At 54.5% G+C, this 25,393-nt stretch carries 25 protein-coding genes; 22 read left to right on the top strand and 3 right to left on the bottom strand.

Annotated elements, in window-relative coordinates; genetic code table 11:
• Positions 1 to 28: 28 nt before the first annotated feature.
• A complete protein-coding gene (gene rne / locus GTGU_RS04425; RefSeq protein WP_038154492.1) occupies positions 29 to 3,226 on the bottom strand; it encodes a ribonuclease E in 3,198 nt (1,065 codons plus the stop codon).
• A gap of 570 nt (positions 3,227 to 3,796) precedes the next feature.
• On the opposite strand from rne, the gene rluC reads away from it, so the two are divergent.
• The gene (gene rluC / locus GTGU_RS04420) at positions 3,797 to 4,744 is read left to right on the top strand and encodes a 23S rRNA pseudouridine(955/2504/2580) synthase RluC (RefSeq protein ID WP_169741162.1); all 948 of its coding nucleotides are present in this window, start codon (positions 3,797 to 3,799) and stop codon (positions 4,742 to 4,744) included.
• Positions 4,745 to 4,765: 21 nt separating this feature from the next.
• Here rluC and GTGU_RS04415 read toward each other — a convergent pair whose 3' ends face one another.
• Complete coding sequence (locus GTGU_RS04415; protein WP_038154490.1) at positions 4,766 to 5,350, bottom strand: Maf family protein; 585 nt, start codon at positions 5,348 to 5,350, stop codon at positions 4,766 to 4,768.
• A gap of 140 nt (positions 5,351 to 5,490) precedes the next feature.
• Between GTGU_RS04415 and yceD the strand changes: the two genes are divergently transcribed.
• From yceD to ptsG, 14 genes are all read left to right on the top strand, one after another.
• Complete coding sequence (gene yceD, locus GTGU_RS04410; protein WP_038154489.1) at positions 5,491 to 6,012, top strand: 23S rRNA accumulation protein YceD; 522 nt, start codon at positions 5,491 to 5,493, stop codon at positions 6,010 to 6,012.
• Positions 6,013 to 6,028: 16 nt separating this feature from the next.
• Positions 6,029 to 6,202 carry a 50S ribosomal protein L32 gene (rpmF, locus tag GTGU_RS04405; RefSeq protein ID WP_002435125.1) on the top strand — a complete coding sequence of 58 codons (174 nt, stop codon included), beginning with the start codon at positions 6,029 to 6,031 and terminating at the stop codon, positions 6,200 to 6,202.
• A 75-nt stretch (positions 6,203 to 6,277) separates the two neighbouring features.
• On the top strand, positions 6,278 to 7,312 hold the full coding sequence (gene plsX / locus GTGU_RS04400) for a phosphate acyltransferase PlsX (protein WP_211252860.1): 1,035 nt from the start codon (positions 6,278 to 6,280) through the stop codon (positions 7,310 to 7,312).
• Positions 7,313 to 7,318: 6 nt separating this feature from the next.
• Positions 7,319 to 8,272: a beta-ketoacyl-ACP synthase III gene (fabH, locus tag GTGU_RS04395; RefSeq protein ID WP_038154487.1), complete on the top strand. Its 954-nt coding sequence runs from the start codon at positions 7,319 to 7,321 to the stop codon at positions 8,270 to 8,272.
• 16 nt (positions 8,273 to 8,288) lie between these two features.
• Positions 8,289 to 9,218, top strand: a complete 930-nt coding sequence (gene fabD, locus GTGU_RS04390) for an ACP S-malonyltransferase (protein ID WP_038154486.1) — start codon at positions 8,289 to 8,291, stop codon at positions 9,216 to 9,218.
• A gap of 18 nt (positions 9,219 to 9,236) precedes the next feature.
• The gene (fabG, locus tag GTGU_RS04385; RefSeq protein WP_038154485.1) at positions 9,237 to 9,971 is read left to right on the top strand and encodes a 3-oxoacyl-ACP reductase FabG; all 735 of its coding nucleotides are present in this window, start codon (positions 9,237 to 9,239) and stop codon (positions 9,969 to 9,971) included.
• Between the two features lie 210 nt (positions 9,972 to 10,181).
• Positions 10,182 to 10,418 carry an acyl carrier protein gene (acpP, locus tag GTGU_RS04380; RefSeq protein ID WP_000103754.1) on the top strand — a complete coding sequence of 79 codons (237 nt, stop codon included), beginning with the start codon at positions 10,182 to 10,184 and terminating at the stop codon, positions 10,416 to 10,418.
• Between the two features lie 92 nt (positions 10,419 to 10,510).
• On the top strand, positions 10,511 to 11,752 hold the full coding sequence (fabF, locus tag GTGU_RS04375; RefSeq protein WP_038154484.1) for a beta-ketoacyl-ACP synthase II: 1,242 nt from the start codon (positions 10,511 to 10,513) through the stop codon (positions 11,750 to 11,752).
• A gap of 105 nt (positions 11,753 to 11,857) precedes the next feature.
• Complete coding sequence (gene pabC, locus GTGU_RS04370) at positions 11,858 to 12,667, top strand: aminodeoxychorismate lyase (protein WP_038154483.1); 810 nt, start codon at positions 11,858 to 11,860, stop codon at positions 12,665 to 12,667.
• 2 nt (positions 12,668 to 12,669) lie between these two features.
• Positions 12,670 to 13,692: a cell division protein YceG gene (gene yceG / locus GTGU_RS04365; protein ID WP_038154482.1), complete on the top strand. Its 1,023-nt coding sequence runs from the start codon at positions 12,670 to 12,672 to the stop codon at positions 13,690 to 13,692.
• The gene (gene tmk, locus GTGU_RS04360) at positions 13,682 to 14,323 is read left to right on the top strand and encodes a dTMP kinase (RefSeq protein WP_038154481.1); all 642 of its coding nucleotides are present in this window, start codon (positions 13,682 to 13,684) and stop codon (positions 14,321 to 14,323) included. Before yceG ends, tmk begins: the two co-directional genes overlap by 11 nt.
• Positions 14,320 to 15,324 (top strand): DNA polymerase III subunit delta', encoded by a 1,005-nt coding sequence (gene holB / locus GTGU_RS04355; protein WP_038154480.1) that lies wholly within the window; start codon positions 14,320 to 14,322, stop codon positions 15,322 to 15,324. Before tmk ends, holB begins: the two co-directional genes overlap by 4 nt.
• A 10-nt stretch (positions 15,325 to 15,334) precedes the next feature.
• Entirely contained in the window at positions 15,335 to 16,129 is a 795-nt protein-coding gene (locus GTGU_RS04350; RefSeq protein WP_038154479.1) for a metal-dependent hydrolase, read from the top strand.
• Positions 16,130 to 16,427: 298 nt separating this feature from the next.
• Complete coding sequence (gene ptsG, locus GTGU_RS04345) at positions 16,428 to 17,861, top strand: PTS glucose transporter subunit IIBC (RefSeq protein ID WP_038154478.1); 1,434 nt, start codon at positions 16,428 to 16,430, stop codon at positions 17,859 to 17,861.
• A 91-nt stretch (positions 17,862 to 17,952) separates the two neighbouring features.
• Here ptsG and fhuE read toward each other — a convergent pair whose 3' ends face one another.
• On the bottom strand, positions 17,953 to 20,160 hold the full coding sequence (fhuE, locus tag GTGU_RS04340; RefSeq protein WP_038154477.1) for a ferric-rhodotorulic acid/ferric-coprogen receptor FhuE: 2,208 nt from the start codon (positions 20,158 to 20,160) through the stop codon (positions 17,953 to 17,955).
• Between the two features lie 343 nt (positions 20,161 to 20,503).
• On the opposite strand from fhuE, the gene hinT reads away from it, so the two are divergent.
• From hinT to GTGU_RS04305, 7 genes are all read left to right on the top strand, one after another.
• The gene (gene hinT, locus GTGU_RS04335) at positions 20,504 to 20,857 is read left to right on the top strand and encodes a purine nucleoside phosphoramidase (RefSeq protein WP_038154476.1); all 354 of its coding nucleotides are present in this window, start codon (positions 20,504 to 20,506) and stop codon (positions 20,855 to 20,857) included.
• Between the two features lie 8 nt (positions 20,858 to 20,865).
• Positions 20,866 to 21,240, top strand: coding sequence for a YcfL family putative periplasmic lipoprotein (locus GTGU_RS04330; RefSeq protein WP_038154539.1), 375 nt, complete (start codon positions 20,866 to 20,868; stop codon positions 21,238 to 21,240).
• A 12-nt stretch (positions 21,241 to 21,252) separates the two neighbouring features.
• Positions 21,253 to 21,894: a penicillin-binding protein activator LpoB gene (lpoB, locus tag GTGU_RS04325; RefSeq protein ID WP_038154475.1), complete on the top strand. Its 642-nt coding sequence runs from the start codon at positions 21,253 to 21,255 to the stop codon at positions 21,892 to 21,894.
• The gene (gene thiK, locus GTGU_RS04320) at positions 21,875 to 22,699 is read left to right on the top strand and encodes a thiamine kinase (protein WP_038154474.1); all 825 of its coding nucleotides are present in this window, start codon (positions 21,875 to 21,877) and stop codon (positions 22,697 to 22,699) included. Before lpoB ends, thiK begins: the two co-directional genes overlap by 20 nt.
• Before the next feature lie 11 nt (positions 22,700 to 22,710).
• Positions 22,711 to 23,736, top strand: a complete 1,026-nt coding sequence (nagZ, locus tag GTGU_RS04315) for a beta-N-acetylhexosaminidase (protein ID WP_038154473.1) — start codon at positions 22,711 to 22,713, stop codon at positions 23,734 to 23,736.
• Between the two features lie 38 nt (positions 23,737 to 23,774).
• The gene (gene ycfP, locus GTGU_RS04310) at positions 23,775 to 24,317 is read left to right on the top strand and encodes an alpha/beta hydrolase YcfP (protein ID WP_038154472.1); all 543 of its coding nucleotides are present in this window, start codon (positions 23,775 to 23,777) and stop codon (positions 24,315 to 24,317) included.
• 236 nt (positions 24,318 to 24,553) lie between these two features.
• Positions 24,554 to 25,393: NAD(P)/FAD-dependent oxidoreductase (locus GTGU_RS04305; RefSeq protein WP_038154538.1), on the top strand; the 840-nt coding region annotated here is incomplete at its 3' end.

Below are 25,393 nucleotides of genomic sequence, written 5' to 3'. Positions count from 1 at the left end.
AGGAGGTCGGCTTTTTCATGCTTAGCGCTTACTCAGTCGGCTGCGGACGTGTCGGCCCGGACTGCGCCTGGTGCGTTGCGCTGTGACCGCCAGCGGCACCTTTACCTTCGAAGGCAAAGGCCGGGCGAACCCAGTCGCTGTGACGCGGCGGTTCCGGGGTATATTCCGGGGCCGGCGCGCGGGTCATTGGCGCAGTGGCGTGATGATTGTCGGCAGGCGCTGCTTTTGCTGTTACCACAGCAGCAGGTTTCACCTCTTCAACAGGCTCGACCGGCGCTGTCACGACTGGCTCAGCAGCGGGTTCGCTGACAGATTCAACCGCGACCGGTTCAACCGCCGCTGCAACTTCTGCCACCGGTACGTCTTCAACCAGCGTTTCTTTGGTTTCTTCTGCCGTTTCCACGGCGGCTTCAACTTCAGCAGCCACTTCTTCGGCGACGACTTCATCTTCTGCAGCGATAAGGTGCGGCTGTTCAGTTATCGGCGTAGCGATAACCTCAGGATGAGTGGTTTCAACCACCGGCTCCTGCGGTTCACTCGTCACTGGCTGCGGTTCAACCACAACAGGCTGTTCTGCCGGCGTTAATGCGGCGTCTACGACGACAGCGGCAACCTCAGGCTGAACATCGGCGATAACCGGCGCTGCTTGTTGCGTTTCTTTCTGCTCGATCTGCTCGTCAGCCGGACGGGCAACCGGATAGCGGATCCACACTTTACCGGAAGCCATTTCCGGCGACGCACAGGCCACGGTCAGCGGCATCGGCGACTGCAGCGGGTAACGCTCGTCACGATAACGACGACGGCGCTGGCCGCTGACACGCAGGTGACGCGGTGAACGACGTGAACGACGCGGCATACCTGCGGTATCTCGCGCTTCGGCGTTTTCGTCCTGCTCAACCGGTGTTTCAATCACTGCTGGCAGATCGATTTTCGCCAGTTCTGTACGCTGCGCGGTAACCACCGGCTGCGACTCTTCGGTTACGTCACCGGCAACAGCAGCAGCTTCCTGCTCTGCGGAGACAATGCGGACTTTCTGAGCCAGCTGGCGCGGCTTACGGCGCGGCATGACCTGAACGCGTTCTTCCTGTTCGGTCTCCTGCGTTGCCGGCTGCTCGTCACGGTTTTGCGCTTTGGCTTCCTGCTGCGCCTGGCGTTTATCATCGTTGTTACGACGGCGGTTACGCTCACGACGCGGCTGTTGCGGCTGCTCGTCGCGACCCTGCGCTTTTTCGGTATCATCAACTGTCGTCTGCTGGCGGGCTTCACGCGTTTCGGCGTTCTGCTGCTGTTTTTCGCGACGGTTACGGCGGTTCTCTTCACGCCCCTCGCCGTTGTCGTTGCGGTTATCACGACGATCATCACGGCGATCATTACGGTCGCGACGGTTGTTCTGACGTGATTTACGACGATCCTGCTGACGCTCAGGTTTCTCTTCTTTCTTCGCTGGCGCCGGTTCAACCGCTTGCGGCGCTTCACTACCGGCAAAGAGATTTTTCAGCGCACCGAAGAAACGAGACACCAGGCCCGGTTCTGCCGGAGCCGCAGGGGCTTTTGGTGCGGCTGGCGCGGCGGCTTTCGTTTTCGGCGCAGCAGCTTCTGCCGGCGGCGCAGGCGGAACGTCAGGCATCACGAAAGTTGCCAGCGCAGGTTGCTCAGGGCGTTTACGCTCAGCAGGCTCTTCTTCCGATGGCATCGCCATCTCTTCTTCATGCAGTTTCGGCAGCAGATAGCTCAGGGTTGGCGTCTCTTCGCCTTTACGCACGCGCAGTACGGAGTAGTGCGGCGTTTCCATCTGATCGTTCGGCACGATTACGCAGCGTACGCCGCCCTGACGGGCTTCGATGGCGCTCACGGCGCTGCGTTTTTCGTTCAGCAGATAGGACGCAATCGGTACAGGGACAATCGCATGCACTTCCTGGGTGTTCTCTTTCAGCGCTTCTTCTTCAATCAGACGCAGAATCGAGAGCGACAGGGATTCGTTATCACGGACGGTGCCGGTACCACTACAGCGTGGGCAGACGTGATGGCTGGATTCACCCAGCGATGGGCTCAGACGCTGACGGGACATCTCCAGCAGGCCGAAGCGCGAAATGTGGCTTATCTGAATGCGGGCTCTGTCCTGGCGCACTGCTTCACGCAGACGGTTTTCAACTGCGCGCTGGTGGCGTACCGGGGTCATATCGATAAAGTCGATAACGATCAGGCCGCCGAGGTCGCGCAGACGTAACTGGCGTGCGATTTCGTCTGCCGCTTCGAGGTTAGTGTTAAACGCGGTCTCTTCGATGTCGCCGCCGCGGGTTGCGCGTGCGGAGTTGATATCAATCGCGGTTAACGCTTCGGTGGAGTCAATAACGATTGAGCCACCGGATGGCAGACGCACTTCACGCTGGAAAGCGGATTCGATCTGCGATTCGATCTGGTAGTGGCTGAACAGCGGAATTTCACCGGTGTACAGTTTGATTTTGCTGCTGAAATCCGGACGACCCAGGGCGGCGATGTGCTGGCGCGCCAGCTCAAGCACTTTCGGGTTATCAATCAGAATTTCGCCGATGTCCTGGCGCAGGTAATCACGGAAGGCGCGAACAATAACGTTACTTTCCTGATGGATAAGGAACGGCGCCGGACGACTCTCTGCGGCTTTCTGAATCGCTTCCCAGTGTTTCAGTCGGAAGCTCAGGTCCCACTGCAACGCCTCAGCGGATTTACCCACCCCGGCGGTACGCACGATAAGCCCCATGCCGTCCGGCAGTTCAAGACTGGCCAGCGCTTCTTTCAGTTCGGTACGGTCATCACCTTCGATACGGCGTGAAATGCCTCCCGCACGCGGGTTATTGGGCATCAGTACCAGATAGCTACCCGCCAGGCTGATAAAGGTGGTTAATGCAGCGCCTTTATTACCACGCTCTTCTTTATCAATCTGAACGATAACTTCCTGGCCTTCGCGCAGAACATCTTTAATGTTAGGGCGGCCATGGGCGTTATAGCTGGCAGGGAAATACTCGCGGGCGATTTCTTTAAGGGGGAGAAAACCGTGACGTTCAGCGCCGTAATCAACAAATGCGGCTTCCAGACTCGGTTCAATGCGGGTGATTTTACCTTTGTAGATGTTCGCTTTTTTCTGTTCGTGTCCTGGGCTTTCGATATCCAGATCGTACAGACGCTGCCCATCAACAAGGGCGACACGCAACTCTTCCTGCTGAGTTGCGTTAATTAACATTCTTTTCATCGTAACTTACTCATTATTCGTACATTGACGACTAAGCTGCGGGCAGAGTAATGCCTTTCCGGGGGTGAACCGATGGCCTCGTGTCTGTTCACGTCGCCAACCTCACGGTTGTCGCTCGCTTAAGAGGCGCAGAGTGTCGGCTGCCTGTGTTGTTGAGACAAACACAGCGCAATTAACAGGGGAACAGCCTGGGAAAACTCTCCAGAGTTGCTTCCATTTACCGGTAAGGACTGCAACCCGCAGCCCGCTAACTGCCTGAAAGATCAATACGTCTTACGCCATTGCTGCGTGGATGATCGGTCGGGCAAAACTGGTAATTCCGCAAATTTCCTTGTTTTAACAAGATTCAACACGGAAAACGGCATCATTATTCCATTGCTAACCTTGTTATAGCAAGATGACTTTTACCATTTGTTACCCGGTTACTCACAGTTTTTGCACCTCTCTGTCAGGATTGTTCTAATAACAAGCAATCCCATCAGTAAGATGTCTGATGTAACCAGGTCACCATAATATAAGCATAGAAAAATGAGTGGCGCGAATGCGCCTGGCTATTTAGAATCGCCGACCATGAAAACTGAGACTCCAGCCGTAAAATTAGTCGCGATTTCTGCTGATGAAGCAGGACAACGCATCGATAACTTTTTGCGCACTCAATTAAAAGGTGTGCCAAAAAGTATGATTTACCGCATTCTGCGTAAAGGCGAAGTGCGGGTTAACAAAAAACGCATTAAGCCTGAATATAAACTCGAAGCGGGCGATGAAGTGCGTATTCCGCCGGTTCGCGTCGCCGAACGCGAAGAAGACGCCGTATCCCCACATTTACAAAAGGTCGCAGCGCTGAGCGATGTCATCCTTTATGAAGACGATCACATCCTGGTGCTGAATAAACCGTCTGGTACGGCGGTGCATGGCGGCAGCGGGCTGAGTTTTGGCGTGATTGAAGGGTTGCGCGCGCTGCGCCCGGATGCGCGTTTCCTTGAACTGGTGCACCGTCTCGACCGCGATACCTCGGGCGTGCTGCTGGTGGCGAAAAAACGTTCGGCATTGCGTTCGCTGCATGAACAACTGCGCGAAAAAGGCATGCAAAAAGATTATCTGGCGCTGGTTCGTGGCCAGTGGCAGTCGCATATGAAAGTGGTACAGGCACCGTTACTAAAAAACATTCTCCAGAGCGGCGAGCGTATTGTCCGTGTCAGCCAGGAAGGGAAACCGTCAGAGACGCGATTCAAAGTCGAAGAGCGCTACGCGTTCGCTACGCTGGTGCGTTGCAGCCCGGTGACCGGGCGTACTCATCAGATCCGTGTTCACACGCTTCATGCCGGGCATCCTATCGCTTTTGACGATCGCTATGGCGACCGCGAGTTTGATAAGCAACTGGCACCGACAGGACTGTCACGCCTGTTTCTTCATGCCGCCGCGCTGAAATTTCAGCATCCGGCTACCGGTGAAATACTGCGCATTGAAGCGCCAATGGACGAGCAGTTAAAACACTGTCTTAAAGTGTTACGTGGTTGATTTATTGCCGGCTGGCGCGACTTATGCCAGCAACGGATTCAAATGCTCGCGTCGTAACATCTGACAGAGCGCGATAAGCGGCAGGCCAACCAGCGTGTTCGGGTCGCGTCCCTCCAGCCGTTCGAAGAGAGAAATGCCTAAGCCTTCACTTTTAAAACTGCCCGCACAATTCAGCGGGCTTTCTTTACGGATGTAATCGCGAATTTCCTGCTCAGTCAGATGGCGAAAATGTACATCAAACGGCTCGCATTCGGTTTGCAGATGGCCGTTCGCTGAATTATAAAGCGCGAGCCCGGTATAAAAAGTGACAATATTGCCGCTGGCTTTCTTTAATTGTTTAAACGCATTCTCTTCTGTATGCGGTTTACCGGTAATCGCGCCGTCCAGAATACAGACCTGATCGGATCCAATAATAAGGTGCGACGGAAATCGTTGAGCGAGAGCCTGCGCTTTGGCCTGCGCCAGCCGTAGCACCAGCTGGCGAGGCGACTCATCCGCGAACGATGTTTCATCGACTTGCGGTGCGGCACATTCGAACGAAACACCGAGCTTTTCCAGTAGCATTCGGCGGTAGGGTGAGGTCGAAGCAAGTACAAGGTTTGGCATATTTTTTCAGTCAGGTATGGCGAATCGGTTAGCGTCATTTTAAACTACAGGCCGCAATGTGTGCGAATAAATGGCAAAAGGCGTCTACGGGTGCCTTTTTCTTTGACTATACGACGTTACAAAGTTAATATGCGCGCCCTATGCAAAAGGTAAAATTACCCCTGACTCTTGATCCGGTTCGTACCGCTCAAAAACGCCTCGATTACCAGGGTGTCTATACGCCCGATCAGGTTGAGCGTGTTGCCGAATCTGTAGTCAGTGTGGACAGCGATGTAGAATGCGACATGTCATTTGCCATCGATAACCAGCGCCTCGCGGTGATTACCGGCGATGCAAAGGTGACGGTGACTCTCGAATGTCAGCGCTGCGGGAAACCGTTCACGCATCACGTTCACACAACGTATTGTTTCAGTCCGGTTCGTTCTGACGAACAGGCTGAGGCACTCCCGGAAGCGTATGAGCCGATTGAGGTTAACGAATTCGGTGAAATCGACCTGCGGGCGATGGTGGAGGATGAAATCATTCTCTCCTTGCCAGTGGTTCCGGTGCATGATTCTGAACACTGTGAAGTGTCCGACGCGGACATGGTCTTTGGTGAACTGCCTGAAGAGGCGCAAAAGCCAAACCCATTTGCCGCATTAGCCAGCTTAAAGCGTAAGTAATTGAGGAGTAAGGTCCATGGCCGTACAACAGAATAAACCAACCCGTTCCAAACGTGGCATGCGTCGTTCCCATGACGCGCTGACCGCAGTTACCAGCCTGTCTGTAGACAAGACTTCTGGTGAGACCCACCTGCGTCACCACATCACCGCCGACGGTTACTACCGCGGTCGCAAGGTTATCGCTAAGTAATCACGCGAAAGCGTGAAGCTTAGTGCGGATTTCCCCGCGCAGGCGGGGAGAAACGAACCGGGCAGCGACGATACCTTGACACGTCTGACCATAGCGTTAGATGTCATGGGAGGCGATTTTGGTCCTTCCGTGACGGTGCCTGCAGCTTTGCAGGCACTGGGTTTCAATTCGCAACTCTCCCTTCTTTTAGTCGGTGATCCCGACGCCATCTCGCCATTACTCGCCAAAGCTGATTTCGAACAACGTTCGCGTCTGCAGATTATCCCTGCACAGTCAGTTATTGCCAGTGATGCGCGACCGTCTCATGCTGTGCGTAACAGCCGGGGCAGTTCGATGCGTATCGCGCTCGAACTGGTGAAAGAAGGGCGCGCACAGGCTTGCGTCAGTGCGGGAAATACTGGCGCGCTGATGGGGCTGGCGAAATTATTGCTCAAGCCAATAGAAGGCATTGAGCGTCCGGCGCTGGTGACAGTGTTGCCGCACCAGCAGAAGGGCAAAACGGTCGTGCTTGATCTGGGCGCGAACGTTGATTGCGATAGTACAATGCTGGTGCAGTTTGCGATCATGGGGGCGGTGCTGGCGGAAGAAGTCGTCGGTGTCAGCAAACCACGTGTCGCGTTACTGAATATCGGTGAAGAAGAGAGCAAAGGGCATGAAAGCATTCGTGACGCTTCTGCTTTGCTTAAAACTGTGCCAACTATCAACTATATTGGTTATCTTGAAGCCAACGAGTTGTTAACGGGTAAGACCGATGTGCTGGTCTGTGACGGATTCACCGGAAACGTCACGTTAAAGACCATGGAAGGCGTTGTCAGAATGTTTCTTTCACTGCTGAAATCGCAGGGGGAAGGGAAAAAACGGTCGTGGTGGCTGATATTATTAAAGCGTTGGTTACAAAAAAGCCTCTCCAGGCGATTCAGTCACCTCAACCCCGACCAGTATAATGGCGCCTGTCTGTTAGGATTGCGCGGCACGGTGATTAAAAGCCATGGTGCAGCCAATCAGCGCGCGTTCAGCGTAGCGATTGAACAGGCAGTGCAGGCGGTGCAGCGGGAAGTCCCTCAGCGGATTGCCGCTCGCCTGGAATCTGTATTACCGGAAAAAGACTGAGCGTACATGTATACGAAGATTATTGGTACCGGCAGTTATCTGCCCACACAGGTGCGAACTAACGCCGATTTGGAAAAGATGGTTGATACGTCTGACGAGTGGATTGTCACACGCACAGGTATCCGTGAACGTCGTATTGCTGCGCCGAATGAAACCGTTGCAACAATGGGCTTCGAAGCCGCACAGCGTGCGCTGGAGATGGCGGGTATCGCGAAAGATGATATCGGCCTCATCGTTGTGGCGACGACCTCAGCAACGCACGCTTTTCCAAGCGCTGCCTGCCAGATTCAGGGCATGCTCGGCATTAAAGGCTGCCCGGCGTTTGACGTCGCCGCCGCCTGCGCCGGTTTTACTTATGCGCTGAGCGTGGCTGATATGTACGTGAAATCCGGTGCGGTTAAACACGCGCTGGTGATTGGCTCCGATGTGCTGGCTCGCACCTGCGATCCGACCGATCGCGGCACGATCATTATTTTCGGCGATGGCGCGGGCGCTGTCGTGTTAAGTGCCTCTGAAGAGCCGGGTATTATCTCTACCCATCTTCACGCAGATGGCAGCTATGGCGAGCTGTTAACGCTGCCGAACGCTGATCGCGTGAATCCGGAAAACTCGATTTACCTGACGATGGCGGGTAACGAAGTCTTTAAAGTGGCTGTCACGGAACTGGCGCATATTGTCGATGAGACGCTGGCGGCCAACAACCTCGATCGTTCGCAACTGGACTGGCTGGTGCCACACCAGGCGAACCTGCGTATTATCAGCGCGACCGCGAAAAAGTTGGGCATGTCGATGGACAACGTGGTTGTCACCCTCGACCGTCACGGCAACACCTCTGCCGCGTCAGTGCCGTGTGCGCTGGACGAAGCGGTTCGCGACGGTCGCATCAAGCGAGGCCAACTGGTGCTCCTTGAGGCCTTCGGCGGCGGTTTCACTTGGGGTTCTGCGCTGGTCCGTTTCTAAAATAAGGAAGAATAAGATGACGCAATTTGCTTTTGTGTTCCCTGGACAGGGTTCGCAAACTGTCGGGATGTTGTCTGAAATGGCAGCCGTTTACCCGATTATTGAAGAGACTTTTGCTGAAGCCTCTGCGGCACTGGGCTATGATCTGTGGGCACTGACACAACAGGGACCTGCGGAAGAACTGAACAAAACCTGGCAGACGCAACCGGCGCTGCTGACAGCGTCTGTCGCGCTGTACCGTGTCTGGCAGCAGCAGGGCGGTAAAACACCTGCGCTGATGGCCGGTCACAGCCTTGGCGAATATTCTGCGCTGGTGTGTGCAGGCGTGATTGCTTTCGCTGATGCCGTTCGTCTGGTAGAGCTCCGTGGTAAATTCATGCAGGAAGCGGTACCGGAAGGCACGGGCGCCATGTCAGCAATCATCGGCCTTGATGATGCCGCGATTGCCAAAGCGTGCGAAGAATCTGCTGAAGGACAGGTGGTTTCCCCGGTTAACTACAACTCGCCGGGCCAGGTGGTTATCGCCGGGCATAAAGAGGCGGTTGAACGTGCGGGTGCTGCCTGTAAAGCTGCGGGCGCGAAACGTGCGCTGCCGCTGCCGGTCAGCGTACCGTCACACTGCGCGCTGATGAAACCTGCTGCGGAAAAACTGGCGGTTGAGCTGGCGAAAATCACCTTCAACGCGCCGCAGATTCCCGTCGTGAATAACGTCGACGTGAAAAGCGAAACGTCGGCCGGTGCTATCCGTGACGCGCTGGTTCGCCAGCTGTACAGCCCGGTTCAGTGGACGAAAACCGTCGAGTTTATGGCCGCGCAGGGCGTTGAACACTTATATGAAGTCGGGCCGGGTAAAGTCCTCACCGGGCTGACAAAACGTATTGTCGACACACTGACAGCGTCGGCCATTAATGAGCCGGCGGCGATGTCAGCGGCGTTAGAACAATAACAGAGGAAAAACAAAACCATGAGTTTTGAAGGAAAAATCGCGCTGGTTACCGGTGCAAGCCGTGGCATTGGCCGCGCAATTGCTGAAACGCTCGTCGCCCGTGGTGCGAAGGTCATCGGTACGGCGACCAGCGAAAGCGGTGCGCAGGCGATCAGCGACTATTTAGGTGCCAACGGAAAAGGTCTGATGCTGAATGTGACCGATCCAGCATCTATCGAATCTGTACTGGAAAATATTCGCGCAGAGTTTGGCGAAGTCGACATTCTGGTCAATAATGCCGGGATTACTCGCGATAACCTGCTTATGCGAATGAAAGAAGAAGAGTGGTCAGATATTCTCGAAACCAATCTTTCATCAGTTTTCCGTCTGTCAAAAGCGGTAATGCGCGCTATGATGAAAAAGCGTCACGGGCGTATTATCACTATCGGTTCTGTGGTTGGTACCATGGGAAATGCCGGTCAGGCCAACTACGCTGCGGCGAAAGCGGGTCTTATCGGTTTCAGTAAATCGCTGGCGCGCGAAGTGGCGTCTCGCGGCATTACTGTGAACGTTGTTGCTCCGGGCTTTATTGAAACGGACATGACGCGTGCGCTTTCTGATGATCAGCGTGCGGGTATTCTGGCGGAAGTTCCAGCGGGTCGCCTTGGCGACGCAAAAGAAATCGCCAGTGCGGTTGCATTCTTAGCTTCTGACGAAGCGAGTTACATCACGGGTGAAACTCTGCACGTTAACGGCGGGATGTACATGGTTTGACCGCGATTTGCACAATATGCTCAGGAACCACGCACTTCGTGCAATCCGGAGCAGGATAATGTGCAAAATAATTTGCGTTATTAGGGCGAATACCCGCAAAATAGCGTAAAATCGTGGTAAGACCTGCCGGGATTTAGTTGCAAATTTTTCAACATTTTATACACTACGAAAACCATCGCGAAAGCGAGTTTTGATAGGAAATTTAAGAGTATGAGCACTATCGAAGAACGCGTTAAGAAAATTATCGGCGAGCAGCTGGGCGTTAAGCAGGAAGAAGTTACCAACAATGCTTCCTTCGTTGAGGACCTGGGCGCTGATTCTCTTGACACCGTTGAGCTGGTAATGGCTCTGGAAGAAGAGTTTGATACTGAGATTCCGGACGAAGAAGCTGAGAAGATCACCACCGTTCAGGCTGCCATTGATTACATCAACGGCCACCAGGCGTAAGTGAACATCTCCAGGCGGTCACTCGACCGCCTGAGTTTTATCTTTAATTCGTCCCACGAATCTCTTTTTTTATCCCTCCCTGGAGGACAAACGTGTCTAAGCGTCGTGTAGTTGTGACCGGACTGGGCATGTTGTCTCCTGTCGGCAATACCGTAGAGTCTACCTGGAAAACTCTCCTTGCCGGTCAGAGTGGCATCAGCCTGATCGACCATTTCGATACTAGCGCCTATGCAACGAAATTTGCTGGCTTAGTAAAGGATTTTAACTGTGATGACATCATCTCGCGTAAAGAACAGCGCAAGATGGATGCCTTCATTCAATACGGAATTGTCGCTGGCGTTCAGGCCATGCAGGATTCTGGCCTTGAAGTGACGGAAGAGAACGCCAGTCGTATCGGCGCCGCTATCGGCTCTGGTATTGGTGGTCTCGGTTTAATCGAAGAAAACCATAGTTCTCTGGTTAATGGCGGTCCGCGTAAGATCAGCCCGTTCTTCGTTCCGTCTACTATTGTGAACATGGTGGCGGGTCATCTGACTATCATGTTTGGTCTGCGTGGGCCAAGTATCTCCATCGCGACCGCCTGTACATCAGGCGTGCATAATATTGGCCATGCGGCCCGTATTATTGCGTACAACGATGCTGACGTGATGCTGGCAGGTGGGGCAGAAAAAGCCAGTACGCCGCTCGGCGTAGGTGGTTTCGGTGCAGCTCGTGCGCTGTCTACCCGCAATGATAACCCGCAGGCGGCAAGCCGTCCGTGGGACAAAGACCGTGATGGCTTCGTGCTGGGCGACGGCGCAGGCATTATCGTGCTGGAAGAGTACGAACACGCGAAAAAACGCGGCGCGAAAATCTACGCTGAAGTGGTCGGCTTTGGTATGAGCAGTGATGCCTACCATATGACGTCACCGCCGGAAAATGGCGCAGGCGCTGCGCTGGCAATGGTTAACGCACTCCGCGATGCAGGTATTGAACCGGGCCAGATTGGCTACGTCAACGCTCACGGCACGTCCACCCCTGCGGGTGACAAAGCCGAAGCGCAGGCGGTAAAAAATGTGTTTGGCGCAGCCGCCAGCCGCGTGATGGTTAGCTCGACCAAATCCATGACCGGTCATCTGTTAGGTGCAGCGGGTGCAGTGGAATCCATCTACTCTATCCTTGCGCTGCGTGACCAGGCTGTACCGCCGACCATCAACCTGGATAACCCGGATGAAGGTTGTGATCTGGACTTCGTGCCACACGAAGCGCGCCAGGTCAGCGGAATGGAGTATACCCTGTGTAACTCCTTCGGCTTTGGCGGCACCAACGGCTCTCTGATCTTCAAAAAGGTCTGATCCTCTCTGTTAAGGCCTGCTTTTGCAGGCCTTTCCTTTAAGCGTATTCCTCTTGTAACCCATCCGGGCTGCTGCCAGACTGACAGAGACAGATAAGGAGCTTCTATGTTCTTGATTAACGGTAAAGAACGGGACTCTCTGGCGGCCAATGATCGCGCTGTTCAGTTTGGCGATGGCTGCTTTACGACGGCGAGAGTTCGTAACGGCAAAGTCGATTTTCTCGAGGCTCACCTGCAGCGCCTGCAGACGACCTGCCATGCGCTGATGATCCCTTTTGCCGATGAAGCCCCGCTGCGTGACGAAATGCTACAGATGGCGGCAGAGAAGGGTGATGGCGTCCTGAAAGTGATCATCACTCGTGGCAATGGTGGTCGTGGTTACAGTCCGGCAACCTGCCTGACGCCGACCCGTATTCTCTCAGTTTCGCCCGCGCCGGCGCAGTATGTTCGCTGGCGGGAAGAGGGCATTACGCTGGTATTAAGCCCGGTACGACTCGGGCGTAACCCGCATCTTGCCGGGCTCAAGCATCTGAATCGCCTTGAACAGGTGCTGATCCGTGCGCATCTTGAGCAGACAGACGCGCAGGAAGCACTGGTCCTTGACAGTGAAGGGTGGGTTACGGAATGCTGTGCGGCTAATTTGTTCTGGCGGGCGGGTGATACTGTCTTTACACCGCGGCTCACCCATGCGGGCGTCAATGGCATCATGCGTCAGTTTTGTCTTTCGCTACTGGCACAAAGCCGGTATCGCGTTGTCGAAGTGAATGCGCGAGAAGAGGCGGTACAGCAGGCGGATGAAGTTCTGTTGTGTAACGTACTGATGCCGATCGTGCCGGTGAAGGCGTTTGGCGAGGTTTGCTACCTGTCACATGAACTGTTTGAATTTTTAGCCCCACGTTGTGAGTCATCCGATTAGCCATGAAGAAAATGTTACGTTTTGTCCTGTTGTTGCTGGTGGTGATGGGTATCGCCGCAGGTGTCGGGATGTGGAAAGTCCGCCAGTTCGCGGACAGCAAATTACTTATCAAAGAAGAAACCATTTTCACGCTGAAAGCGGGTACCGGGCGTAAAGTGTTGGGCGATCAGCTGCATGCGGATAAGATCATCAACCGCCCGCGCGTGTTCCAGTGGCTGTTGCGTGTCGAGCCGGATCTCTCCCATTTTAAAGCGGGCACTTACCGGCTCACCCCGCAGATGACCGTACGCGACATGCTTCTGCTGCTGGATAGCGGTAAAGAAGCGCAGTTCCCACTGCGTTTTGTGGAAGGGATGCGGCTCAGTGATTACCTCAGGCAATTGCGTGACGCGCCTTACATCAAACATACGCTGAAAGACGATGAGTACGCGACCGTTGCGCAGGCGCTGGAACTTGAACATACCGACTGGGTGGAGGGCTGGTTCTGGCCGGATACCTGGATGTACACCGCCAACACCACGGATATTGCGATCCTTAAACGCGCACATCTGAAAATGGTCAACGCGGTTGAACAGGCCTGGAAGGGGCGGATGGACAACCTGCCGTATCAGGACCAGAACCAGCTGGTGACCATGGCATCGATCATTGAAAAAGAGACGGCGGTCGCCAGCGAACGTGACCGCGTGGCATCGGTGTTTATTAACCGTTTGCGGCTCGGCATGCGTCTGCAGACCGATCCCACCGTGATTTACGGCATGGGAGCGAGTTATAATGGTAAATTGTCGCGCAAAGATCTGGAAACGCCGACAGCATATAACACCTATGTCATCGCTGGTCTGCCGCCGGGCCCCATCGCGACCCCAGGCGAAGCGTCGCTGAATGCGGCCGCGCATCCGGCGAAAACACCGTATCTCTATTTTGTGGCTGACGGTAAAGGTGGCCACCAGTTTACGACCAATCTCGCCAGCCATAACCGGGCGGTGCAGGATTACCTGAAAGTGCTTAAGGAAAAAAATGGCCAGTAATTACATCGTCATCGAAGGTCTGGAAGGGGCAGGCAAAACCACCGCTCGTAATATGGTGGTGGAAACGCTGGAGCAATTGGGTATTCGCGATCTGGTTTTCACCCGTGAACCCGGCGGCACTATCCTTGCAGAAAAATTGCGCAGTCTGGTGCTGGATATCAAATCGGTTGGCGATGAAGTTATTACGGATAAGGCGGAAGTACTGATGTTCTACGCGGCCCGTGTACAGTTGGTTGAAACGGTGATTAAACCGGCGCTGGCGAAAGGGCAGTGGGTAATTGGCGATCGCCACGATCTCTCAACACAAGCCTACCAGGGCGGCGGGCGCGGTATCGATCAGCATATGCTGGCGACATTACGCGATGCCGTGCTGGGCGATTTCCGCCCGAACCTGACGATTTACCTTGATGTGACGCCTGAAGTGGGCCTTAAGCGCGCCCGTGCACGTGGTGATCTCGACCGCATCGAACAGGAGTCGCTGGATTTCTTCAACCGTACCCGCGCGCGTTATCTCGAACTGGCGGCGCAGGACAGCAGTATTCGCACCATTGACGCCACCCAGCCGTTGGAAAAAGTTATGCAGGACATCCGCGACACCGTGACGGCGTGGGTGAAGGAGCAGCATGCATGAAATGGTATCCGTGGTTGCGCCCCCATTTTGAACAGCTGATTGCCAGTTATCAGGCCGGGCGTGGGCACCATGCGTTACTGATTCAGGCGTTGCCCGGTATGGGTGACGACGCGCTGATTTATGCGCTGAGCCGCTGGCTGATGTGTCATCAGCCGGATGGTCACAAAAGCTGCGGGCAGTGCCACAGTTGTCAGTTGATGCAGGCGGGAACGCATCCTGACTACTATCCTCTGATGCCGGAGAAAGGGAAAAACGCCCTCGGCATTGACGCCGTGCGTGAGGTGAGTGAAAAACTGTACGAGCATGCCCGGCTCGGCGGTGCAAAAGTGGTATGGGTAAGCGACGCAACGCAACTGACGGATGCTGCCGCCAACGCACTGTTAAAAACACTCGAAGAACCACCGGAGAACACCTGGTTTTTCCTTGCCTGCGAAGAGCCTGCTCGACTGCTGGCGACGCTGCGTAGCCGCTGTCGGTTACATCACCTGTCGCCGCCTGCGGAAAGCTGGGCGATGGCATGGCTTGAACGTGAAGTGACAACGTCACAAGAGGCCCGATTGACGGCATTGCGTCTGAGCGCAAGTGCACCAGCGGCGGCCCTTGAGTTATTACAGGAAAATCCCTGGGCTGCGCGCCAGCAACTTTGCCAGGCGCTTGAGGCGGCGCTGACCAGCCAGGACTGGCTTTCCCTGCTTCCGGTCTTCAACCATGACGATGCGACGACGCGGCTGCACTGGTTTGCCTCGTTGCTGCTGGATGCGCTTAAAATCCAGCAGAGCATTACCCTTCTGACAAACACCGATGCGCTGGCACTGACCGAAAAACTGGCCCGCACTTTGCCGGCGGCGACGCTACGGGCGATCGTTCAGGATGCCTGCGAATGCCGCGAACAACTGCTGAGCGTTGTCGGACTCAATCGCGAACTGATCCTTACCGAGCGCCTGTTGCGCTGGGAGCATTACCTGCAACCGGGAGCGGTACTTCCCGTATCTCAATTCTGAGAGAGACATTATGTTTTTAGTCGACTCACACTGCCATCTTGATGGCCTGGATTATCAATCCCTGCATAAAGATGTTAACGACGCGCTGACAAAAGCCGCTGCTCGTGACGTCAAATTTTTTCTCGCCGTCGCCACGACGCTACCGGGCTACCGCAATATGCGTGAACTGGTGGGAAACCGTGATGACGTGGTTTACTCCTGCGGAGTGCATCCGCTCAATCAGGACGAAACCTATGATGTGGAAGAGTTGCGCCGTCTGGCAGCAGAAGAGGGGGTGGTCGCGATGGGCGAAACAGGGCTCGACTACTATTACACGCCAGAAACAAAAACGCGTCAGCAGGAATCGTTTCGCCATCACATCCGCATCGGACGCGAGCTGAATAAGCCCGTTATTGTGCATACCCGTGACGCCCGGGAAGATACGCTGACGATCCTGCGCGAGGAAAAGGTGACGGATTGCGGCGGCGTACTACACTGTTTCACTGAAGACAGAGAAACAGCGGGTAAGCTGCTTGATCTTGGGTTTTATATTTCGTTTTCAGGCATTGTGACATTCCGCAATGCTGAACAGTTGCGGGATGCTGCGCGCTATGTGCCGCTGGACAGACTGCTGGTGGAGACGGATTCACCGTATCTGGCACCGGTTCCTCATCGCGGAAAAGAGAACCAGCCCGCGCTGGTGCGTGACGTGGCAGAATACATGGCGGTACTGAAAGGTGTGACAGTAGAACAACTGGCGCAGCAGACTACCGAAAACTTCGCCCACCTGTTCCATATTGCCCCCTCCCGCCTGCAAGACGCCTGATTTCTTAGGTTATTTTAAAGCTCGTAATTAATAAGCAAAACGAGTAAAGTTCACCGCCATAAAACGGGCGGTGAACGGATCATTTGACACATCCTGACATCAGTTATGTAAAGAAACGCAAGTTTTTCGGCTGACGCTAACCGAAACGTGATAGCCGTCAAACAACACAGAGTGGATTTATTTTACTCTGTGTAATAAATAAAGGGCGCTTAGATGTCCTGTCCACGGCGCGGCTCTCCCCCCGCGCCAATGCGTGAATGCGTAATAAAAGCACAAATACTCAGGAGCACTCTCAATTATGTTTAAGAATGCATTTGCTAACCTGCAGAAGGTCGGTAAATCGCTGATGTTGCCTGTATCCGTACTGCCTATCGCAGGTATCCTGCTGGGCGTCGGTTCTGCTAACTTCAGCTGGCTGCCAGCCGTCGTTTCCCATGTTATGGCGGAAGCGGGCGGTTCGGTCTTCGCCAACATGCCGCTGATCTTCGCTATCGGTGTTGCGCTTGGCTTCACCAATAACGATGGCGTTTCTGCGCTGGCTGCAGTAGTGGCTTACGGCATCATGGTGAAAACCATGGCGGTTGTCGCACCGCTGGTCCTGCATTTACCTGCGGAAGAGATCGCGGCGAAACACCTCGCGGATACCGGTGTACTTGGCGGTATTATCTCGGGTGCGATCGCGGCGTATATGTTCAACCGCTTCTATCGCATCAAGTTGCCTGAGTATCTGGGCTTCTTTGCGGGCAAGCGTTTTGTGCCGATTATTTCCGGCCTGGCAGCGATTTTCACCGGTGTGATCCTCTCCTTCATTTGGCCACCGATTGGTACTGCCATCCAGACGTTCTCCCAGTGGGCGGCTTATCAGAACCCGGTTGTGGCTTTCGGTATCTACGGTTTCGTTGAGCGTTGCCTGGTGCCGTTCGGTCTGCACCACATCTGGAACGTTCCTTTCCAGATGCAAATCGGTGAATACACCAACGCTGCAGGTCAGGTCTTCCACGGTGATATTCCGCGCTATATGGCAGGCGACCCGACCGCGGGTAAACTGTCTGGTGGCTTCCTGTTCAAAATGTATGGCCTGCCGGCAGCGGCAATCGCTATCTGGCACTCTGCGAAACCAGAAAACCGCGCGAAAGTGGGCGGTATCATGATCTCCGCCGCGCTGACCTCGTTCCTGACCGGTATTACCGAGCCGATCGAGTTCTCCTTCATGTTCGTTGCGCCGATCCTGTACGTGATCCACGCGATTCTGGCTGGTCTGGCCTTCCCGATTGCTATCCTGCTGGGTATGCGTGACGGTACGTCGTTCTCGCACGGTCTTATCGACTTCATCGTCCTGTCCGGTAACAGCAGTAAACTGTGGTTGTTCCCGATTGTCGGTATCTGCTATGCCCTCGTTTACTACACCATCTTCCGTGTGCTGATCAAAGCGATGGACCTGAAAACCCCGGGTCGTGAAGATGCGACTGACGATGCAAAAGCGGGTGTTTCCAGCGAAATGGCACCGGCTCTGGTTGCTGCGTTTGGTGGTAAAACCAACATCACTAACCTCGACGCTTGCATCACGCGTCTGCGTGTCAGCGTAGCGGATGTGGCGAAAGTGGATCAGGCTGGCCTGAAGAAACTGGGTGCTGCAGGTGTGGTTGTTGCAGGTTCCGGTGTACAGGCGATTTTCGGTACCAAATCCGATAACCTGAAAACCGAAATGGATGATTACATCCGCAACAACTAAGTCAGATTGTGGGGAGAACTAAGGCAGCCGAATGGCTGCCTTTTTACTTTTTGCCCGGTGGCGTCCGCGCCTTACCGGGCCTGTGGGTAACTCAGAAACTGTAGCTTGCACTGACAGAGAAATTACGCGGCGCGCCATAGACGCCGTAAGTGCCCAGGTAATCGTAATACTCTTCGTCAAACACGTTGTTCAGGTTGGCCTGAATCGCGAAGTCTTTGGTGACCTGATAGCGGGTAAAGAGATCGACCACAGTGTAGCCATCCTGGGTAATCTGCGTCACGCCGTTCGGACCGTTATCGATATCCTGCCAGGTTTTGTTCTGCCAGCGTGCACCGCCGCCGACGGTCAGCTCAGGCAGCACTGGCAGCTGGTAACGGGTGAACAACTTCAGCGATGTCCGCGGCTGGCTCGGGTTCACGGCGTTACCGTCCTCATCTTCCGCAATGTAACGGCTACCGCCAAAGGTCAACTGCCAGTTGTCTGTCAGCGCGCCGTTCAGCTCGAACTCAATACCTTTACTCACCGTACCATCAACTGATTTATACGCGGTCTGCCCACCGGAACCCGGAATCGTTGTCCCTGTTGAAACGGCCACATTGTCCTGTTCGATACGGAACACAGATACCGAGGCGGTAAGACGGGTATTAAACCAGTCGCCTTTCAGACCCGCTTCATAGCTCTTACCGGTCGTTGGATCGATAAACTTGCTGTTGATGTCACGCTGGCCGCTCGGCTGGAAGATAGACGTATAGCTGGCATATGCCGACCAGGTATCGTTGATATCGTAAATCAGACCGGCATACGGTGTGATGTCATCGAATTTTGAAGTGCGAATTTCATCGGGCTTACGCTCGAGGTTATATTTCGCGCTCCACTCGGTATAACGGGCCCCGAGGATCAAATGCAACGGGTCAGCAAGCGAGAGACGCGTCGCGGCATAAACCGATTTCTGGCGAATCACATCGCGCTGGTAAAGGGCAAAATCAGACCAGGTCGGATCGGCCAGCTTGCCGTTGTAATCATAAATGCTGCCCACATCCATCAAACCAAAGTTACTGTTAACCGGGAAGGAATTGTCATAGTTATTGCGCTGACGGCTGTAACTGCCGCCCAGCATCAACTCATGCTGACGGCCCAGCAGATCGTAACCGCCGCGCACGAACGCATCCACCGAGTCCTGCTTACGCTCGCCACGGTTCCAGCCACCCCAGGCACCGTACCATTTCGATGCATCGTACAGGCCTGTGGCTTTATCCGGGTAACCATCGACATACATTAATTTGCTGTCAAAGTTGGTTTCCGCGTGCATGGCGTTGAGCTTTGCTTCCCAGCCGTTATCAAAACGTTGAGTCAGGTTGGCAAAGATTTTGGTGGAATCTTTATTGGAGTAGGTCCAGTCGGCGGCGGTGTTAAAGCCACGACGGAAATGCGTTTTGCTGCCATCGCTGAACAGGGACGGGAAGCCGCCCCAGGTCGGGCTGTCTTCTTCACTTTCCTGATAGTCATAGCCGACGGACAGGGTCGTGGAGTCGGTGACATCGGCATCCACAACGCCGTAAATGAATTTCTTACGGTAATGGTTACGCTCGATCCAGGAATCGTTGTCCTGATAACCGGTGATCATACGCCCGCGGACGTTGCCGGATTCGGTGAGCGGCGCCTGCAGATCCAGCACATAACGTTGTTTGTCCCAACTGCCATAAGTCGCGGAGACTGTCCCTTTGAATTCTTTGCTGTCGGCGTGCTTACGCACCATATTTACGTAGGCAGATGGGTTGCCTGTACCGCTCATCAGCCCCGCCGCGCCGCGCACCACTTCGATTTTGTCGTAAATCGCGGTATCGCCAGCGGTATCGCCAAAGTTCCAGCGATTATCAAGGAATGTCGGCATATCTTCGTAAGCAAAGTTGCTGATAAAGAACCCACGCGAGTAGAAATTGGTGCGGCTGGTATCAATGCGGGAAGCGCTCACCCCGGTGGTGTTATCCAGCACCTCACCGATGGTGTTCAGTTCCTGGTCCGTCATCCGCTGCTGGCTGATAACGCTGACTGACTGCGGTATATCACGCGGAACCAGCAACAGTTTGGTGCCGGTGGTTGTGGTTTTTACGCTGTAATCCTGATCCTGGCTGTCGCTACTGATATCTGTAGTGCCTTCAACGACGATTTTCTCTTCCTGAGAATCCTCGGCTGCGCGCAGGGTATTGGGAAAGAGTGCTACGGCAATACAGACCGCCAGCAGTGCCGGCGCGGTGGCAGGGGAGCGCCGCTCGTCCCTGATGATATCAATGGAAATCATAATAAACCCTTTAAAATAATTGTTGTTCTGGCTTACACCCCGTCGTTGCGGGGTCAGCGTTATGGTGAGACGCGGTTGTGCACTTCTTGCATACAAATGCAAATGAGAAATATACGCATTCGAATTAACACTGTAAACAGATGTAAACGATATCAATGAAACTTTGTTTTAAGTCGCGAAAGGGGACGACAGGAAAAGCGTGGTTATTTCGGCAGCAGCTAATGGCTAAGAGGATAAGAAATCACGGTTTCAGGTTGAAAGACAGGGAGTAAGTCGCTCATACTCAGAGTTCTATTCTGTTTGTCAGATTACCGCATGGTGAATAATTAAAAAGGAACAGGTCATGGCAGAAGAAACGATTTTCAGCAAAATCATTCGTCGCGAGATCCCTTCGGATATCGTTTATCAGGACGATCTTGTCACCGCATTTCGTGATATCTCGCCACAGGCGCCGACGCACATCCTGATTGTTCCCAATCTCCTGATCCCAACCGTCAATCACGTTACCGCCGAGCATGAGCTGGCGCTGGGGCGCATGATGACGGCCGCCGCCAGAATCGCTGAACAGGAAGGGATTGCCGAAGACGGTTATCGCCTGATTGTGAATTGCAACCGTCATGGCGGGCAGGAAGTCTATCATATTCATATGCACCTGCTCGGCGGCCGTCCGCTGGGACCGATGCTGGCGAGAAAGTGAAGGTGAACATGAAGACAGGGCGTTTCACCCTGATGCTGGCTCTTCTGACGCTGGCGGGCTGCAGTTCGCATCCGGAGATCCCGGTTGGCGACCAGCAGTCGCTGGTGATGGAGTCGAACGTTCTGGTGGCCGGGATCAGCGCCGAAAAACCGACGTTGATCACCTCTGAAATTCAGGCGACTGCCTCTTCTGTTCTCTTCAACGAGCGCCGCGAACCCGTGACGCTCCATTATCGTTTTTACTGGTATGACGCCAGAGGGCTGGAAATGCATCCCCTCGAAGCGCCGCGCAGTGTGACTGTGCCGGGTAATTCCTCCGTCACGCTTTACGGTAGCGCAAATAATCTTGGGGCGCATAAAGTCCGCCTTTATCTTTATCTTTAAGGGGTAATCGTGATGTCAAAAATGAGTCGCTATGCATTAATGACGGCACTGGCGATCGTCCTGTCGGGGTGTGTGGGGCAACGCGAAGAGCCCGCGCCTGTCGATCAGGTAAAACCGGTGCCGCAGCAGCCCATACCGCAACAACCGGAGCCGACGGTTCCCTCCGTGCCGACCATTCCGCAGCAGCCAGGCCCGATTGAACAGACGGATCAGACCGGGCAGCCCGCGCCGCGCGTTCGTCATTATGACTGGAACGGCGCCGTACAGCCGATGGTGGGCAAAATGCTGCAGTCTGAAGGTGTCAGCGCGGGCAGCATTCTGCTTGTCGATAGCGTCAATAACCGCACCAACGGTTCACTGAACGCCAACGAAGCGACCACGGCGTTGCGCAATGCGCTGAGTGGCAACGGTAAGTTCACGCTGGTTTCCGTGCAGCAACTGGCGGTCGCCAAACAGCAGCTTGGTCTGTCGCCACAGGACAGCCTCGGTTCCCGCAGCAAAGCGATGGGGATTGCGCGCACCGTCGGCGCACAATATGTGCTGTATTCCAACGCCACCGGCAACGTCAATGCACCGACGCTGCAAATGCAACTGATGCTGGTCCAGACTGGCGAGATTATCTGGTCAGGTAAAGGTGCAGTGCAACAACAGTAAACTGACGCGTGACGCGGTTCTGTCACGTTTTTTTCCCGATTTTCAGCCCGCCGCGGGTCCCGTTTCGACGGGATTAAGCGGTGGTAGCTGTATCATTGAAAACGGCGACCAGCGTCTGGTATTGCGTCAGCACCACACGCCGCAGGACGCCGAATATCACTTTCTCCGCCAGTATCACGTGTTGTCGCAACTTCCTGACGATCTGGCGCCGCGTCCGCGCTTCTACACGCCCGGCTGGATGGCGGTGGACTATCTCCCCGGTGAGGTGAAAAGCACGCTGGCGGACCATCGTCAACTGGCGGCAATGCTGTATTATTTACATCAACAGCCCAGGTTTGGCTGGCGTATACAACTGTTGCCGTTGCTGCAACGGTACTGGCAGCAAAGCTCGCCTGCGCGCCGTACGCCTTTCTGGCTTCGTCAGTTGCATCGCTTACGGAAAACCGGTGAGCCGGTTCCACTGCGCCTGGCGCCGTTGCATATGGATGTACATGCCGGAAATATCGTCCATACGGCAGCGGGGTTGCGGCTGATTGACTGGGAGTACGCCGGCGACGGCGATATCGCGCTGGAGCTTGCGGCTGTCTGGGTCAGCAGCGACGCGGCACATCGGCAGTTAGTCGGTGATTACGCGACGCTGGCGAAGATAGACCCGTCGCAGTTGTGGCGACAGGTTCAGCGCTGGCGACCGTGGCTTTTGATGCTAAAAGCAGGCTGGTTCGAATGTCGCTGGCAACAGACCAGCGAACAGCAATTTATCACGCTGGCAGATGAAACATGGTGCCAGCTTAAGACAAATGGATAAGAGAGGTCTTTGTGGGTCCAGTAATGTTGGATGTCGAAGGGTTTGAGCTGGATGCGGAAGAACGCGAAATCCTGGCCCATCCGCTGGTTGGCGGGCTGATTATTTTTACCCGCAACTATCATGATCCCGCGCAGTTGCGTGAGCTGGTGCGCCAGATCCGTGCTGCCTCGCGCAATCATCTGGTGGTTGCCGTTGATCAGGAAGGTGGCCGCGTCCAGCGTTTCCGTGACGGCTTCACCCGTCTGCCTGCAGCGCAGTCCTTTGCCGCGCTGCTGGGAATGGAAGAGGGAGGCAAACTGGCGCAGGAAGCCGGGTGGCTGATGGCTAGCGAAATGATTTCCATGGATATCGACATCAGCTTCGCGCCAGTGCTCGACGTCGGGCATATCAGTGCAGCGATTGGCGAGCGTTCTTATCATGAAGATCCGGCCAAAGCGCTGGCGATGGCGCGTCATGTCATCGATGGTATGCACAGCGCAGGGATGAAAACCACCGGTAAGCATTTCCCGGGGCACGGCGCGGTTACCGCTGATTCGCATAAAGAGACGCCGAAAGATCCGCGTCCGCAGGCCGAAATCATCGCCAAAGATATGTCGGTGTTCCGCACGTTAATCGATGAGCAACGCCTTGATGCCATTATGCCTGCGCATGTCATCTACAGCGATGTCGACCCGCGTCCGGCCAGCGGTTCACCGCACTGGCTGAAAACGGTGTTGCGGGGCGAACTGGGTTTTGATGGTGTTATTTTTTCTGACGATCTGTCCATGGAAGGGGCTGCCATCATGGGGAGTTATGCGGAACGCGGACAGGCATCGCTGGACGCAGGTTGCGATATGATCCTGGTCTGCAATAATCGTAAGGGGGCCGTTAGTGTGCTGGATAATCTGTCGCCGATCAAAGCAGAGCGTGTTACGAAATTGTATCATCATGGGACGTTAACGCGTCAGACGTTGATGGATTCCTCTCGCTGGAAGACGGTCAGCGCACAGCTGGAACAGCTGCATGAACGCTGGCAGGAGCATAAAGCGGATCGTTAATTCTCCCGCATCGGGATCGGAAGTGTTGTGAGGATGTGATGATTATTTATTTACACGGTTTTGACTCGAACAGCCCGGGTAACCACGAAAAGGTGTTACAGCTGCAATTTATCGATCCGGATGTTCGGTTGATAAGCTACAGCACGCTCCATCCGAAACACGATATGCAGCATTTGTTGAAGGAAGTCGACAAGATGCTGCAACTGAATGTTGATGACCGCCCGCTCATTTGTGGCGTCGGGCTTGGCGGCTACTGGGCGGAACGGATTGGTTTCTTGTGCGATGTACGTCAGGTGATGTTTAACCCGAATCTCTATCCTAATGAAAATATGGAAGGGAAAATTGACCGCCCGGAAGAGTATGTGGATATCGCCACCAAATGCGTGAGCAATTTCCGTGAGAAAAACCGCGACCGTTGCCTGGTGATCCTCTCCCGTCAGGATGAAGCGCTGAACAGCCAGCGTTCGGCAGATCTACTGCATCATTACTATGAAATTATCTGGGATGAAGTGCAGACCCATAAATTCAAAAATATCTCCCCGCATCTGCAGCGCATCAAAGCGTTTAAAACCTTAGGCTAATCTCTTTAGTCCCGGCGGCGCACTGCCTGCCGGGCATTCATAAAACCCTCCAGGCGCTAAACTTGTTCATCATTACAGCAGCAAAACTTGATGCATATCAATTTTGGTATGACCAATGAACCGTTCGTGTTATTCTCAGTGCTGCTGAATGGTTTCGCGCAGGTAACCTGTTGTTAATTAAAGGCTATTTAAATAACTTTTAATTAACAATTGGTTAATAATTTGAGGGGGTCACGTTGACTACACCATTGAAAAAGATAGTGATTGTAGGCGGTGGTGCTGGCGGGCTGGAACTGGCTACGCAGTTAGGCAGAAAGCTGGGCCGTGGCAAAAAAGCAAAAATCACGCTGGTGGATCGCAATCATAGCCATCTGTGGAAACCGCTGCTGCACGAAGTGGCGACCGGTTCGCTGGATGAAGGTGTGGATGCGCTGAGTTACCTGGCGCATGCGCGCAACCATCATTTTCAGTTCCAGTTGGGTTCCGTGGTCGATATCAATCGTGACAGTAAAACTATTACCCTCGCAGAAATCCGCGACAACAAAGGCGATCTGCTGGTTCCTGAGCGCAAACTGCCGTATGACACACTGGTCATGGCGCTGGGGAGTACGTCGAACGATTTCAACACGCCAGGCGTGAAAGAGCACTGTATTTTCCTCGATAACCCGCATCAGGCGCGTCGTTTCCACCAGGAAATGCTCAATTTGTTCCTGAAACATTCCAGCCATCTCGGCGCTAACGGCAAAGTGAACATCGCGATTGTCGGCGGCGGAGCGACGGGCGTTGAGCTTTCAGCCGAATTGCACAATGCGGTGAAACAACTGCACAGCTACGGCTACAAGGGGCTGACCAACGAGGCGCTGAACGTCACGCTGGTGGAAGCGGGGGAGCGTATTCTGCCTGCGCTGCCACCGCGCATCTCCGGTGCGGCGCATAACGAGCTGACGAAAATGGGCGTGCGCGTCCTGACACAAACCATGGTGACCAGCGCGGATGAAGGAGGCCTGCACACGAAAGAGGGCGAGTACATCAAAGCGGATCTCATGGTCTGGGCGGCAGGGATCAAAGCGCCGGAC

Origin of the sequence: Trabulsiella guamensis ATCC 49490, assembly GCF_000734965.1 — a bacterium.
Lineage (GTDB): Bacteria > Pseudomonadota > Gammaproteobacteria > Enterobacterales > Enterobacteriaceae > Trabulsiella > Trabulsiella guamensis.
This window is presented reverse-complemented; position numbering and strand designations above follow the sequence as displayed.

Coding starts and splice junctions, on each gene's coding strand:
- rne (WP_038154492.1), bottom strand. CDS start 3,226: ATGAAAAGAATGTTAATTAACGCAACTCAGCAGGAAGAGTTGCGTGTC.
- rluC (WP_169741162.1), top strand. CDS start 3,797: ATGAAAACTGAGACTCCAGCCGTAAAATTAGTCGCGATTTCTGCTGAT.
- GTGU_RS04415 (WP_038154490.1), bottom strand. CDS start 5,350: ATGCCAAACCTTGTACTTGCTTCGACCTCACCCTACCGCCGAATGCTA.
- yceD (WP_038154489.1), top strand. CDS start 5,491: ATGCAAAAGGTAAAATTACCCCTGACTCTTGATCCGGTTCGTACCGCT.
- rpmF (WP_002435125.1), top strand. CDS start 6,029: ATGGCCGTACAACAGAATAAACCAACCCGTTCCAAACGTGGCATGCGT.
- fabH (WP_038154487.1), top strand. CDS start 7,319: ATGTATACGAAGATTATTGGTACCGGCAGTTATCTGCCCACACAGGTG.
- fabD (WP_038154486.1), top strand. CDS start 8,289: ATGACGCAATTTGCTTTTGTGTTCCCTGGACAGGGTTCGCAAACTGTC.
- fabG (WP_038154485.1), top strand. CDS start 9,237: ATGAGTTTTGAAGGAAAAATCGCGCTGGTTACCGGTGCAAGCCGTGGC.
- acpP (WP_000103754.1), top strand. CDS start 10,182: ATGAGCACTATCGAAGAACGCGTTAAGAAAATTATCGGCGAGCAGCTG.
- pabC (WP_038154483.1), top strand. CDS start 11,858: ATGTTCTTGATTAACGGTAAAGAACGGGACTCTCTGGCGGCCAATGAT.
- yceG (WP_038154482.1), top strand. CDS start 12,670: ATGAAGAAAATGTTACGTTTTGTCCTGTTGTTGCTGGTGGTGATGGGT.
- tmk (WP_038154481.1), top strand. CDS start 13,682: ATGGCCAGTAATTACATCGTCATCGAAGGTCTGGAAGGGGCAGGCAAA.
- holB (WP_038154480.1), top strand. CDS start 14,320: ATGAAATGGTATCCGTGGTTGCGCCCCCATTTTGAACAGCTGATTGCC.
- GTGU_RS04350 (WP_038154479.1), top strand. CDS start 15,335: ATGTTTTTAGTCGACTCACACTGCCATCTTGATGGCCTGGATTATCAA.
- ptsG (WP_038154478.1), top strand. CDS start 16,428: ATGTTTAAGAATGCATTTGCTAACCTGCAGAAGGTCGGTAAATCGCTG.
- fhuE (WP_038154477.1), bottom strand. CDS start 20,160: ATGATTTCCATTGATATCATCAGGGACGAGCGGCGCTCCCCTGCCACC.
- hinT (WP_038154476.1), top strand. CDS start 20,504: ATGGCAGAAGAAACGATTTTCAGCAAAATCATTCGTCGCGAGATCCCT.
- GTGU_RS04330 (WP_038154539.1), top strand. CDS start 20,866: ATGAAGACAGGGCGTTTCACCCTGATGCTGGCTCTTCTGACGCTGGCG.
- lpoB (WP_038154475.1), top strand. CDS start 21,253: ATGTCAAAAATGAGTCGCTATGCATTAATGACGGCACTGGCGATCGTC.
- ycfP (WP_038154472.1), top strand. CDS start 23,775: ATGATTATTTATTTACACGGTTTTGACTCGAACAGCCCGGGTAACCAC.